This window comes from Staphylococcus piscifermentans, assembly GCF_900186985.1.
In the GTDB taxonomy this organism is placed as follows: Bacteria; Bacillota; Bacilli; order Staphylococcales; family Staphylococcaceae; genus Staphylococcus; species Staphylococcus piscifermentans.
In genome coordinates this window covers 921352-935660 of the sequence record NZ_LT906447.1, presented here as the reverse complement: position 1 = coordinate 935660, position 14309 = coordinate 921352, and the positions used below count along the sequence as shown (strand labels likewise).

Annotated in this window: 12 protein-coding genes; 1 reads left to right on the top strand and 11 read right to left on the bottom strand. The window is 38.1% G+C overall.

The annotated features are described in order from the left end of the window. Nucleotides 1-321: 321 nt before the first annotated feature. The 3 genes from CKV71_RS04090 to CKV71_RS04080 are packed head-to-tail and all read right to left on the bottom strand — an operon-like array spanning nt 322 to nt 4324. Entirely contained in the window at nt 322-1389 is a 1068-nt protein-coding gene (locus CKV71_RS04090; protein ID WP_095104118.1) for an alanine racemase, read from the bottom strand. Between the two features lie 5 nt (nt 1390-1394). Beyond that, nucleotides 1395-3152 carry an IucA/IucC family protein gene (locus CKV71_RS04085; RefSeq protein WP_095104116.1) on the bottom strand — a complete coding sequence of 586 codons (1758 nt, stop codon included), beginning with the start codon at nt 3150-3152 and terminating at the stop codon, nt 1395-1397. Beyond that, on the bottom strand, nt 3149-4324 hold the full coding sequence (locus CKV71_RS04080; protein WP_095104114.1) for an MFS transporter: 1176 nt from the start codon (nt 4322-4324) through the stop codon (nt 3149-3151). The genes CKV71_RS04085 and CKV71_RS04080 overlap by 4 nt, the downstream gene beginning before the upstream one ends. A gap of 106 nt (nt 4325-4430) precedes the next feature. On the opposite strand from CKV71_RS04080, the gene CKV71_RS04075 reads away from it, so the two are divergent. Beyond that, the gene (locus tag CKV71_RS04075) at nt 4431-6398 is read left to right on the top strand and encodes an IucA/IucC family protein (protein ID WP_095104112.1); all 1968 of its coding nucleotides are present in this window, start codon (nt 4431-4433) and stop codon (nt 6396-6398) included. A gap of 146 nt (nt 6399-6544) precedes the next feature. Here CKV71_RS04075 and CKV71_RS04070 read toward each other — a convergent pair whose 3' ends face one another. The 8 genes from CKV71_RS04070 to CKV71_RS04035 all read right to left on the bottom strand — a co-directional run bounded on the left by CKV71_RS04070 (nt 6545) and on the right by CKV71_RS04035 (nt 14302). Beyond that, on the bottom strand, nt 6545-7039 hold the full coding sequence (locus CKV71_RS04070) for an Asp23/Gls24 family envelope stress response protein (protein WP_095104110.1): 495 nt from the start codon (nt 7037-7039) through the stop codon (nt 6545-6547). 62 nt (nt 7040-7101) lie between these two features. Further along, nucleotides 7102-7341 carry a DUF2273 domain-containing protein gene (locus CKV71_RS04065; RefSeq protein ID WP_231917562.1) on the bottom strand — a complete coding sequence of 80 codons (240 nt, stop codon included), beginning with the start codon at nt 7339-7341 and terminating at the stop codon, nt 7102-7104. A gap of 8 nt (nt 7342-7349) precedes the next feature. Continuing rightward, nucleotides 7350-7898 (bottom strand): alkaline shock response membrane anchor protein AmaP, encoded by a 549-nt coding sequence (gene amaP / locus CKV71_RS04060; protein ID WP_095104106.1) that lies wholly within the window; start codon nt 7896-7898, stop codon nt 7350-7352. Between the two features lie 569 nt (nt 7899-8467). Beyond that, nucleotides 8468-10012 (bottom strand): BCCT family transporter, encoded by a 1545-nt coding sequence (locus tag CKV71_RS04055; RefSeq protein WP_095104104.1) that lies wholly within the window; start codon nt 10010-10012, stop codon nt 8468-8470. A 165-nt stretch (nt 10013-10177) separates the two neighbouring features. Further along, nucleotides 10178-11191, bottom strand: coding sequence for a zinc-binding alcohol dehydrogenase family protein (locus CKV71_RS04050; protein ID WP_095104102.1), 1014 nt, complete (start codon nt 11189-11191; stop codon nt 10178-10180). A 12-nt stretch (nt 11192-11203) separates the two neighbouring features. Next, nucleotides 11204-12220, bottom strand: coding sequence for an NADP-dependent oxidoreductase (locus CKV71_RS04045; RefSeq protein WP_095104100.1), 1017 nt, complete (start codon nt 12218-12220; stop codon nt 11204-11206). A 68-nt stretch (nt 12221-12288) separates the two neighbouring features. Beyond that, nucleotides 12289-13164, bottom strand: a complete 876-nt coding sequence (locus CKV71_RS04040; RefSeq protein ID WP_095104098.1) for an alpha/beta hydrolase — start codon at nt 13162-13164, stop codon at nt 12289-12291. 130 nt (nt 13165-13294) lie between these two features. Next, nucleotides 13295-14302: an NADP-dependent oxidoreductase gene (locus CKV71_RS04035; protein ID WP_095104096.1), complete on the bottom strand. Its 1008-nt coding sequence runs from the start codon at nt 14300-14302 to the stop codon at nt 13295-13297. Between the last annotated feature and the right edge of the window lie 7 nt (nt 14303-14309).

The window sequence follows — 14309 nt, the reverse complement described above, 5'->3', positions numbered from 1 at the left end:
TTGGATTCTAGACACTAACTCAAAAGTTGTGTCTAGAAAACGCACTAATCTAGACACTACTCCAAATGTTGTGTCCAGAAAACGCACTAATCTAGACACTACTCCAAATGTTGTGTCTAGAAAACGCACTAATCTAGACACTACTCCAAATGTTGTGTCCAGAAAACGCACTAATCTAGACACTAGTCCAAAAGTTGTGTCTAGAAAACACCCTATTCTAGACACTACTCCAACAGAACTGTCTAGAAAACACACTAAAGGACCGGAACAAATAAATGTCCCGGCCCTTCCTCTATAAATCGCACATCTCACCGCAGCCCACTATTTAATTTTTACTTTTTCATCTGCAGTTTGAAATGTGTCAACTAGAATTTGTATACCAGGTTCTCTTACGTATTCATGCGGCAGAGTTTGTTGATACATGCTTTGCGCTAAAGCTTGATAGCCTAATTTGAAAGTCATAATATCACCGACGCTGTGATAATCAGAATTCTTCAAATCTACCATTAAATGATCACTTGTTGCGCCCATAATTCTTACATTGTCATAGAGTGGAAAGATGTCTTTGACTGCAGTATCAATTTGTCCTACATCCAATATTGCTTGCAGATATGATGCATCTTGCACTGTATCAATGCGAGGCTTAATCTCTATAATTTCTGCTTTTAAAGTGATAGCATCTTGGAATAAATAATGTATCGGCTGTTGATCAACGGTATTAGTTCCTCTGAACAAGGACTCACCAATGCGCAGATCATTAATACGGCCAAAAGTACAGAAATCCAAGAGTGGCAAGGCACTAGAGTTGCCGCCTGAAATCATTTTCAACGGATAACCTGTTTTCTTCTCTACAGATTGAATAAATTGATTAATTAACAGTATGTCTTCCTCTGTAGGCGGAATGTCTTGGAAACACATAAAGTTGAAGGCTAATCCGGCTAGACAAATATGTTTCATGTGCAGAATTTCGTTAATATATTCCACTACATCATAGGTCAAGACGCCTTCTCTACTATCTTTCCAATCTACCATCAATAATATTTTATGTTTACGGCCAAGAGAGGCTGCCACTTGATTCAATTCATGAATCGTCTCTAAATCAGTTTGAATACTGATACTCGTTTTCAATACCGTATCTTTCAACTCACGGCGATTCGGCGTACGTATCATCATGTAAGATAAATCGTCATCATGCAATTTATCAATATTAGCAAAACGCGCATCACCTACATGATGAATACCTAATGCTTTCAACGCCTCGACGATTGGACGGTCCCCAGCAATACATTTAATCACTGGAGTGATATCTAAACCGCGTTGTTCTAATTTATATTTCAACATTAAAGCATTGTATTGAATCTTAGCTAAATCTATTTCTAAGTATGCCATCTTGGTCACTCTCCTTCCCATAACGGGTTGGCAACTTCAGTGTTTACATATTTTTTAACTTTGCCTTCCATACGCATACGCATCAGTGATTTGACTTTCATCGTTTTTGCAAATAAGACTTTTTTCAAAATATCAGCATGTGGTTTATTCGGGTCGATTGCATTCAGTGTAATATGTCGGATAATCTCAAACATTTCATCTTCCTCGATACAATCGTATTGTTGGAAATGATACGTCAATTCTCCCATCTGATTCTGAATGACCGCATGTTGGAATTTGGCTATGACATCCTCGATTTGATCAGCAATCAGACTTTGATTTTCTACCACGACATTAGGCAATTTTTCTTGTAACGATGGCAAATCAATGCGTGAACCGCCTAAATCGCGTACGGCAAAGGCCATTCTATAATCTTTACCGAGTTTCACAATGGTATTTTGCATGTGTGCTTCTAACGCAATACCGTAATCTTGAATATAAGCAATTAAAGGTGGAATTAAGGTATGTGCATAAACAGTTATAAATTGCTTAATTGTATTTTTAGAAATTTCGTTGTCGACCCATTCTAAATAACTATCTACAATAGTATGGTCATCAATCGGATTAGGATTGACCAGACTCGCGGTTACGACTGTCACGCCCTCTCCATCTATAAACGGCTTTTCTCTCACGATGTAAGCTAATTGTCTTGCTTTATCCGCTTCCACATCAGCATGCAATCCATATGGCTCTTTCGCGATTTTCAATTGCGGATATAGGTGCAGCATATCTTGCAGTTCATAACTCAATTTCGGTCCGTCTTTGGTTGTTACCGATGAAACTGTGCGAACTGCACTTGTTGCTTGTACTTCAACAGGCAACTTGATATGGAACGGACGATTGAGCAAAGCCATTGTTCTAAATGATAAAGTCGCTTTAGAAGGTAACGTGATCGGCGTTGGAATTAGCCGTCTCTCTTGTATCCAGTCTTTGAAGCGGTCAATAATCACATGCTCATATTGCCATGGATGGACAATGACGACATCATAATCTTCTAATTTTAAATTTAATACTTTGACGAAATGTTTTAAACGCTGCTTTTCATCTCTCAATACTTCATTCAACATAAAGTCAGGATCGAGAGAAGCGGATGTCGCAATTGCGTCCTCTTTTCGAATTAACATTACTTTCAAAGGAATTACCTTTTCAAACTCAGGCGCATAACGTTCCACTTCTTCATTTGACAGGGGCAGCTTCGTCTTGGACAACGGATGTGTCGGATGTCCTTCTACTGCCAAGCTTTCTGAATAGAGCAAGTCGTTCATTTCATCCAATGCACTCATGTGCTGCATCCAAGCGAAATAGTTCAAACTTACTGGCATTCTGGAGAATTTCATGCTGTCGTGGATTAATTTGCGACGTTGAGCCATCTGAGTATACGTCAGATCGAACCCTCTGCGGCTATGAATCAGTTCTTGCTCGAGGCGGTCTGGAATTGTCACCTCGAATTCTTCCTCCAGAATCTTCAGTAATTGTTCTAATGTTTGTACGATTACTTCTTGATTTCTGATTTGAAATGCTAACGGCCCGCTCATTGTATAGCGTTTGAAGGCTGCTTCCCCCGTCACCTGCACTGACAGAATACGTCCTTTAAACTGAACGTCTAAATGGCCGTCATAGTGATCGATTCTTGTCCCTTCCGGAAAAATATTTTCTTTAATCATCGCATTCAATACACGGTGCTGCATATTGATATCTGCACGTTGAATGGTTGTTTGTATCATACTACACTTCCTCTATTCTTCATTTCTTTGATACCAAAAAAGATGACGGCAACTATAATTGTACTGACACCCATGGCTATAAATGTCGGGATAATACCGATCCACTCTGTTAAAGCACTCATGATAACTGAACCTAGCGGGATCATACCGCGGTCCATCATGACGATACTGAGTATGCGTCCTCTGCGTTCATCCTCTATATGCGTTTGAAAATAGACTCTGTTGGTGGTACGTGCACATTGGCTGAATAAACCAATGAGAAAAATAAATCCAAAGAGTAATATTGAATTCGGCATAATCACTGCAATTAACGCTATCCCAAATAATATTGAGCTTAAATAATATACATTAATAGAATAGAAAAACTTCAGTATTTTGGGTAATAATAAGGTAGCAGTGATACCGCCGATTGCACTAAATGTCATGGCAATCCCAAAGACAGATGCTTGACCCGGAAAGTTCAAACTGGTTAGCACAGGCAAGAGTGTGGTATATGAGAAACCAGTCGCCATAATAATGAGTGAAGTTATAAATATATTAAACCCTTGTACGTGGGTTTTAAAATAATCCGCTACAATACCGAATGAAAATTTAGTGTCAGCTTCTTTGCCTGTTGATGCTACTTTGAAATGCAACGGCAAGCATAGAAGCGCTGCCAAACAATATGTAATTGTTTGTGCCAAAAAGGCATACTTCACATTCAATGCGGCGATAATCGCACCAGCAATAGCCGGCCCGATTGAGCGGCAAATATTAATAATAAATGAATGATAGGAAACTGCCTTGACTGTACTGAGCGATTCAGACAAATCCGGTAAAATCGCTTGTCTGATCGGTGTCTCTACAGCATTGAGTATGCCTCTCCCGCAGGCATAAATCAATATTATATATATAGGCAAATGCCCCATTTTGAAGCTGAGAAAACATAAAATTGCAGTTAATACTGTCGAAGATGTGATGGTAATACGAATTAACACACCTCTGTCATATTTATCTGCTATCGACCCAGCCCAAATACTTAAAAAGAGTATGGGAATGAGTCGAACAAAATTAACCAGTCCTAAGTAAAATGCATTATGATATAACTCGTATACATACCAATTTAATGCTATTTGGCCAATCCAATTCCCCAAAAACAGAAGGAATGAACTTGGAAAAAAATACTTTGCCATTGATAATTCCACCTGTCTTTTTAATTGATAATGATTATCATTACCGATATGATGGATTATACAAATCTTTGGTAGTTTTGTAAAATATTTATTGAAGAGGTGTACTATGAACAACAATTTAGAATCACAAAATATAAATGATTTATCCCTTACAAAAGAAGAACAATCAGCTTATGACTACCTGGCAGAAAGTCATCCTAAATGGGCTGATGCATTCCAAACTGTCCTAATGCAGGCAAGAGACTTAATATCAAAGCGTTTGATTGTTTCAATCTATCGAGAAAATATGGTGGGACAAGGTCAAAACAGCGAGATTATTTCTGCTGAGGAATTACCGTTCACTTTATCTGCCCCAACGGGAAAAATTATGAAAATGATCTGGCCTCGTTCTGGTAAAATATTATACGCACCCATTAGCGGATTTCACGCGTTTGACCGCATAGACATGGAGGCACCGTTTTACTTTTCTGAAATAGAGACTGAAAAGGTACAACGTATTCAACATCCGGAAGAAGTGCTTGAAGTTATTCTTACTGAGGCTCCGGAGTATAAAGGCGCTGCCAGCAATCAATTCAGCGACGACTTGATGAATAGTGCAGCCAATATGGCAATGGCCTTGAGCTATCAACATTTAGCCTTGCAAGATGAAGACCGCTCTATGTTGGAAATTATCGCCAATCATATCGATAGTTATTTACGCTCAGAACAAGCCGTGGTCGAAGGTCATCCGCTTCATCCTGGTGCTAAACTGCGTAAAGGTCTATCACCAGAAATGAATTTTCAGTATTCATCTGAATTTCATCAACCACAACACTTAAACTTTATTGCGGTTCATAAAGATTTGACACGCACACAATCACTTGGATATACATATAATGAACTGATTTTCCAAGCGTTTCCAGGATTAGACAAAGCCTTTAAGCAATCATTAACTAGTGATCAACAAGATGATTACAGAGTAATGATTCTGCATCCATGGCAATATTTAGAAGTTCTGCATCGCGATTATCAAGATGAAATTGCGCGCGGTTTAATAGTGGATATCCCTTATGATACAACCTATTATGCCGGCCTTTCGTTCAGAACTTTGATGCCGAAGCTGCCTATCATCACACCGCATGTTAAGTTATCTACTAATGTGCATATTACTGGGGAAATACGTACTTTGTCAGAACAGACTACCTTTAATGGGCCATTAGTAACTGAAATATTAGAAGATATCATGCACAAGGATATGCTGTTTAATGATATTAACTCTAGTCCGATTCCAGAAACAGCAGGCATTCATTTTTACAACTCCGATGACAAAGGAGAGCATCAAACGACGCGCAGCGAGCAACTTGGAAGCTTATTGCGTACAAACATCTATCAATTAGCAGATAAAGAAACAATTAATCTGATTCCTTCTAGTTTGGTAGCTTATAATCCTAATCAAGGAGAAGCGGTGGTCAATTCATTAATTCACCGTGCTCAATTCGCAGGACAGCACGCTGATTTTGAAACAGCTGCACGTGCTTGGCTTTCTGAATACGCTCAAGCTTTATTAGATATGGTGATTCCGTTGCTTGTGAAATACGGGATTGCTTTAGAAGCGCATTTACAAAATGCGATTGCCTCTTTCAATCCAGACGGCACATTGAATCATATGTTTATTCGAGATTTTGAAGGACTGCGTATTGATGAAGCACAATTGAATCGCAGCGGTTATTCAACTGAACATTTTCATGAAAAATCACGAATCCTAACTAATAAGCCTGCTTCTGTATTTAACAAAGCTTTCTATTCTACTGTGCAGAATCATTTAGGCGAGCTCATCTTGACCATCGCTCAACATACAGAGCAGAGTGTGCAATTTGAAAATGCTTTATGGGAAGAAATCCGCATCATTATTCAAGAGAAATTTAAAACTATGCGTGCATCTAGAGAAATTGAAGAACAGCGATTGAAGGAAATAGAAGACATCTTCTTCGATAAGAAAATAGATTATAAATGCGTAACTACAATGCGCTTGGAAGATGAAGCACATGAGTATACTTATGTGAAAGTCGACAATCCTTTACACACTGAAAAGTAATGCCTTGAAAGTGCATGTGGCAGAATTAAGGGGGTCGGACATTATGTTGATCCGCTCCCTTATTTTTTATGTCGCAACTCAATTATTATGAAACATATAAAAAAGCGATGCACATTTAATGTACACCGCTTATCATTAAAAACTGATTATTGAAGACCTTTGTTTTGGTCTTGTTGTTGTTGATTATTTTTTTGTTTTAATTCAAACTCTTTACGTGTTAATACATCATCTACACGCATATTGACTTCAACTACTTGCAAGCCTGTCATATGTTTCACTTGCTCTTTAATTAAATCAGTTACTTTTTGGAAAATTTTAGGTGCAGATTCACCGTATTCTAAGATGACTTTTAAATCAACTGCAGTTTGTTTTTCTCCTACTTCCACTGACACACCTTGTGTCACATTTTCAGTACTAGAGAATTGATTACTTAAATTATCTACAAAGTTACCTTTTAAAGATAAGATACCTTGAACTTCACGAGCTGCAATACCTGCAATTTTCTCGATTACTTCATCTGAAAACGTAAGTTTATTGTGAAATTTAGGTTTAGTATTCTCTTGGTTTTTTTCTTGTTCAAGTGAATCTACGCCAGTTTCTTGATCATACGCTTGTTTTGCTTTAGTGTTATCTACTGCCATAATAGGATTCCCCTTTTCTAATTTAAAATAGTCGTCGCTGCTCAACTACATTGATTAAGTATTTAACTCCACCGGTTTAAGAAGTTTAAGAATTCTTGTCTACGGTCTTTAATGTACCCGATACCTATGCCGATTAAACATAGCACCACGATGAGAACAGTCTTCCAAAAGCCTAGTGTTAAAAATAATACTGCAATGATAAGAAATACTAAAAATCCAACAATTCTGCCTGCGTAATTTTTTATAAAATTAACCACATGCTGTGTTGTGTCATTTGGTTTTTGATTGTTATTCGCCATGATATCCCTCCTTATAGCACTCTTGGACTAGATGGACTTTTCTGATCTTTGACATTGACTTCTAATTTACGTATGGGCACTTCAGAGAAGTATTCTACTTTCTGTTTAATATCTTTTCGAACATTTTCTGTAAGTGTTTTCGCATGTGTATCGTCCGGCAAAAAGAAATCCGCTTTAATATCTATGTAGGATTTTTTCTTTTTACTGTAGCATTTCGTTACCACGTTCGGTTGCATCAATTGTTCATATTGCGCTAAAGTATCATAAACAACTTTGTCTATGGATTTGCGAGCAATATAAATATGTCCATCTTTATAAATTTTATAAAGTCCAGGCTTGCGATGTGTCGGTGCAAATAAACTGAAGACCAATATCAAGCCGAGTAATATGAGCAATCCTGACAACGCGAAGAGTACGGGCAGAAACCAAGCGAACGTCAATAATTGATGTCGATAGGTCTCAACTTGTGGGACTTGAGGTACTTTCACAATCATAAATACGAGCATCCCCACTACGACAACGATGAGTAATCCTAAGATGAAATTTTTCAATCTTCTCACAGCGCTGCACCTCCTTATTTCTATTACATAATAATGTTATATTTTAAAATACCCTCAATAATATGTTAAAAACACTTTCATTTAAATATAGTCAAATTTAATTATCAAAAGTCAAAGTGGATGGTTAGATTTTGACTTTTGATAAGGAGAATCGCCTTGATCTATATAGGCGCCGGGCGTGTGCCTAGACACTTTTGCCTTAATCTGTATAGGCGCCGGGCGCGAGCCTAGACACTTTTGCCTTAATCTGTATAGGCGCTGGGCGCGAGCCTAGACACTTTTGCCTTGATCTGTATAGGCGCCGGTCGCGAGCCTAGACACTTTTGCCCCGCTCTGTATAGGCGCCGGGCGCGAGCCTAGACACTTTTGCCTTGATCTGTATAGGCGCCGGTCGCGAGCCTAGACACTTTTGCCCCGATCTGTATAGGCGCCGGTCGCGAGCCTATACACTTTCGCCGACTCGCCCGACAAACGTCTTCTTTTCTATAAATTTTCGTCTCATCACAAAAAGAAAGCCGAGACTTTGGCAAGTCTCAGCTCTCTTGAATAAAGGCTCTCGCCCCTTCTCTTTATTCTTCTTTATTTTTCTTATATAAAATTTCGCGATAAGTATTCTTTGGTGTATGATACCTTGGCTTTTCAACTGAAAGTGCCCTGAACAGTGACCACATCATTAAAATAATGACAATAGAGAATGGCAATGCTGCGATAATCAATAAGTTCTGAATCGCTTGGGTGCCGCCTGTATAAATCATAATCAATGCAAATAAGGCTAAAATCACACCCCAAGAAACTTTTACCGCTGAAGCAGGATTGATACTGCCGTTTGAACTTAACATACCTAAGACATAGGTTGCTGAATCGGCCGATGTCACAAAGAAAATCATAATCACTACGAGTGTCACTAAACTTAAAATAAAGCCGAGCGGATAATGTTCGAGTGTCGCAAAGGTTGCCGTTTCAGTTGCTTCTTTAGCAATATTAGCAATATGATTTTCTTGCAAATAAATCGCTGAAGCACCGAATACTGCAAAGAAGAAGAAACATACGAGTGCAGGTACGAACAGCACTCCTAGAATAAACTCTTTAATTGTTCGCCCTCTTGATACTCGGGCAATGAAAATACCTACGAATGGTGCCCATGAAATCCACCAAGCCCAATAGAAGATAGTCCAATTTTGCATCCATTGGAATTTCTCTCCGCCATTTTGCGGGATACGCAAACTCATTTTAAAGAAATTAGCAATATAATTCCCCAATGAATTAGTGAACATATCTAAAATGTACAGTGTAGGTCCTACTGCAAAGAGTACGATTAAAACAATAAATGCCAATATCATATTAATATTACTCAATGTTTTAATTCCTTTATCAATACCGGACCAAGCACTCCAAGTGAACAAGATAGTAGAAATAATGACAATCACAACTTGTACACCGAAATTAGAAGGCACTTTGAATAAGAAATGCAGTCCTTCATTAATTTGCAACGCACCGAAACCTAAAGTGGCTGCAACACCTGTGACTGTAGCGATAATCGCAAGTACATCGATTGTGCCGCCAAGTGGCCCACGCATGCGTTTTTCACCGAGAAGCGGAACGAGTGTCGCGCTGACTAAACCAGGATAGCCTCTATGAAAATTAAAATAAGCAAAAACTAACGCAACGATTCCATAGACTGCCCATGCATGTATTCCCCAATGGAAGAACGCAAACTGCATGGCATCATCAATAGCAGGCTGTGTCCCCGCTTTATGTATCGGTGTTTTAGTAAACGCATGGCTGATTGGTTCTGCAGTAGTCCAAAAGACTAAGCCAATTCCCATACCTGCGCTGAATAGCATCGCAAACCAAGATTTCAGGGAAAACTCTGGATCTTCTCCCTCTTCACCTAAAGTGATGCTAGAATATCTAGAAAATAAAAGGTACACGCACACAATCAATATTACGAGGACTAATAATAAATAATACCAAGTAAAATTTTTCGCAATAAAGGTTGTAATTTGTTGTGTCCCTGTCTCAAGTTGTTTTGGAAAAATGGCACCGAATACTACGAAAAGCGTACATATTGCAAGTGCAAACCAAAACACTTTCGTCATTTTTTTATCTTTCATAACGAAAAAACTTCCTCCTATTAAGTTGATGTCTTATTATTACCCTCTTTCTATGCCTAGAACACTTTATTCTCGCAGTTTCAACAGTCTCCTAAGTAATGTAGATTATCTGTCTCATTGCATAATAAAAAGCATAGCCCTCAAAAAAGAGCTATGCTTTCTGCCTTACTTGTCTTCCATATTAATGACCAGTTTACCAATCATACTGTGACTTTCTAATTTCTCATGTGCTTCATATAAAGTATCTGCAGTCAGACCATCAATAACTTTCGTTACTGTTGGACGATACGCACCGCCCACTGCTTTATTAGAGATATCAGTTAAATAGCGATGGTATTTAATCACATCGTCATCATATAATGCGCGTGTGTACATAAATTCATGGGTGAAGGTGATACTTTTATCTTTCAAGAGATTTAAATCTTGGTCTTCTTCAAAAGCTACAATAGTTGCAATATGACCTCTGGGTTTCACTAAGTCAATCATTTTCTTATAATATAAATCCGTATTAAATGTACAGAAAATATAATCAATCTGTTCGATTCCTTGTTGTTTCAACTGAGCTTGCATATCTTCTTTATAATTTAGAACCAAATCAGCACCCATAATTTCTGACCATTCTTTGGTTTCATTACGCCCTGCAGTAGTAACCACACGTAAGCCGTATTCTTTTGCAACTTGGGTCGCAATACTGCCGACACCGCCAGCTCCATTGATAATTAATAAAGTTTTATCTCTATTATTATCTGGATTAGATGAAATTCCGAATACATCAAATAATGTTTCATAAGCCGTTAAACCAGTTAATGGCAAACTCACCGCTTCATTATACGTTAAATTATCTGGTTTACGCGCAACATAACGCTCATCCATAATTTGATACTGTTCATTTGAACCGTCATAATTAGGTGAACCTGAATAGAAAACTTCATCGCCTACTGAGAACAACTCAGTTTCAGGTCCTGCTGCTACCACTTCACCTACTGCATCGAAACCTAAAATACGTGGCGAATTTTTAATAGGTGTTTGACGAATTTTCGTGTCGACTGGATTTACACTGATAGCCTTTACTTTAATCAACAGTTCATTGTTCTTAGGAATAGGCTGGTCTTTATCAAATTCATAAAATAAATTTCCTTCTGACAAGGCAAAGGGTTGATCTGCACCGATTGCTTTCACACTACCACCTCATTAATCAAGAATATTAGATACTTTAATCACTTGTTTACCGAAGTTTTCCCCAGTAAATAAGTTTCTGAATGCGTGAGGGACTTGGTCAATTCCATCTGCGACAGATGTTTTTGTTTTAATTTTACCTTCTTTAACCCATTGTGCAAGTTGTTTACCTGCGCTTTCAAAGTTTTTCTCGAATTGAACAACTAAGAAGCCTTGCATTAATGCTTGGTTTTTAATTAAAATCGGTTGAATAGCTGGTTCATAAGATACCTCTTCATCATTATATTTAGAAATAGAACCGCATACCGGAATACGCGCAAATGTATTTAAGTGTTTAAAGACTTCATTCGCTACAGTCCCACCAACATTTTCGAAATAGACATCTACGCCATCCGGCACTGCTTCTGCCAATTTATCAGCATAGTCATCTCGTTTGTAATCAACAGCGTGGTCGAAGCCTAATTCATCCACTAAATAGCGGTTCTTTTCTTCTCCGCCTGCAATACCGACGACTTTAGCACCTTTAATTTTCGCAACTTGTCCTACTACTGCACCGACTGCACCAGAAGCTGCTGATACTACAACCGTTTCTCCTTCTTTCGGCTTACCAATTTCAAGCAAACCATTGTAAGCTGTTTGTCCTGTCATACCTAGCACACCTAAATATAAATAAGGCGGTACATCCAATGGCGGTACTTTTCTAATCGTTTTTCCATCTACTGTTGGAAGTGTCGCCCAAGGCATCATGCCTGTTACAATGTCGCCTTCGTTAAAATCATCGTTATTGGATTTTTTAACTTGACCTACAGTGAAACCAACAATCGGTTCATCTAATTGGAAATTCTCAACATAAGAATCTGATGAAGGTTTCATACGATTTCTCATATAAGGGTCGACCGAGATATAAGCCGTTTCAACTACTACTTGGCCTTCTTTCGGTTCTTGCACCTCAACATCTTCATAACGGAAATCCTCATCTTGCGGCATACCTTCTGGATATCTAGCCAATACAATTTGTTTGTTTTGAACCATTATTACATCTCCTGTTCAATAATATGATACTTTATCTATTACCGTTTTAAGGAAATTTCAATCTTACATTATTTCCACAAGAAATCAATCAGTTGTTGAGCGACTTTAGGATTCTCATGCAATTGGCTATGTTGTCCTTTTTTACCTTTAATCATCATTTCTCGATAACTTTTAGTATTACCCTCTAAAAGATATCTTAGAGATTTGGAAGAAGCATTCGTCACACGCTCATCGCTATTTGTTCCATCTTCCACATTACCGTAAATATTCAATACTTCTACTTTAGGATAAGCTTTATTCTTACGTAAATTTAATAAATCAACGTATTCATCCGTCATTCTATTCGGTTTACCCTCTGCATTCAGCTCAACTTTGCCAGGCTCATCATTAATACCGATAATGCCATTGAAAGTACCTGCAATATTCACTTGTTTATGTAAACTTGGCAAATCTGGATTATTGCTATATTGCAGCATATAGTACGCAAACGATAAATTACTCATAGAATGTGTGACAATATTGAATTGATCAAACTGATATTTTTGTTGCATCGCTTCTAACACATTTTTAATCCATAAGGCATTTTGTTTCATGTCACCGTTTTTATTATCTCTTAAATTAATAAGAACCACTGGATGTTTTTCATTTTTAGGCAACTCGCCTTTTAACGTCACATGGCCATTTGACGTAACGTCGGCTATAATCGGATGCTTGGTAATGCCTTCTTTTTGAACTTCTTTTTTAAAAAAAGCTTCAGAGTTAACACTGCCGCCATAACCATGCATAAAGAAAGTCGGCGTACCGATAGATTTATTTGTCGTATCATGACTACTTTGATGATTGGAGTCTAACATGTATTTAGCAATACCTAAAACCCCGAGAATAATTGCCGCAATCATCAGGATAAATGTAGTTTTTTTACTGGGTTGATTTTGTTTATCCATTCTTCATTCCCCTTTTGTCTTTTCTTTTCAAATTAGAGATATTTGAATTAAGTATAGAGGTTTCAAGAAGACTGCGCAATTTGTATGTATAAAAACGAATGAGCCAAAAGACTCATCCGCTTCTCTTAATTCATTCTTCTGCTACTTTCACCACTTGTTTACCAAAATTCTGTCCTGTAAAGAGATTTTCAAAAGCTTCTGGTACATAATCAAATCCTTCTGCAATAGATGTCTTAGATTTAATTTTTCCTTCTTTAACCCACTGGGCTAATTCTTTAGCAGCACGAGGGAAATCATCTTTAAACTGTCTGACAATAAATCCTTGCATTAATGCTTGATTTTTAATTAAAATTGGCTGAATGGCTGGTTCATATTCAGGTACGTCAGCGTTATAAGTCGAAATCGCGCCGCATACTGGAATACGTGCGAATGTATTGAGATGTTTGAACACCTCATTCGCTACATCTCCACCGACGTTTTCATAATACACATCAACGCCATTAGGTACAGCCTCGGCTAATCTTTCTGCATAATCCTCACGTTTATAATCCACAGCACGATCGAAGCCTAATTCATCGATTAGGTAAAGTGTTTTCTTCTCGCCGCCTGCAATGCCTACAACTTTGGCGCCTTTAATCTTCGCAATCTGTCCAGCAACAGAACCTACAGCACCTGATGCCGCAGAAACAACTACAGTTTCTCCTGCTTGTGGTTTACCGATACATAATAATCCATGATAGGCTGTTTGACCTGGTGATCCTAAAGTACTTAAGTACAAGTATAATGGACCGACTGGATTCTCTATCTTCTGCAACTCTTCTCCGTCAACCGTGTTGTATAAACGCCAAGGCAGAGCACCTACTACAAAGTCACCCTCTTTAAAATCTGGATGTTGAGAAGTGACCACTTTGCTGACCATGCGTCCTACTATAGGCTCATCTACTTGAAATGATGTCACATAAGGGTCATTTTTACGCATGCCGTTTCTTAAATAAGGATCCATCGAGAGGTAAATCGTTTGTACGAGTACTTCATTTTCTGAAGGTTCCTTCACTTCGACAGATTCATAACGGAAATCTTCTTTTGTCGGCATGCCTTCTGGAAATTGCGCTAACACAATTTGTTGATTTTCAACCATTTAAACA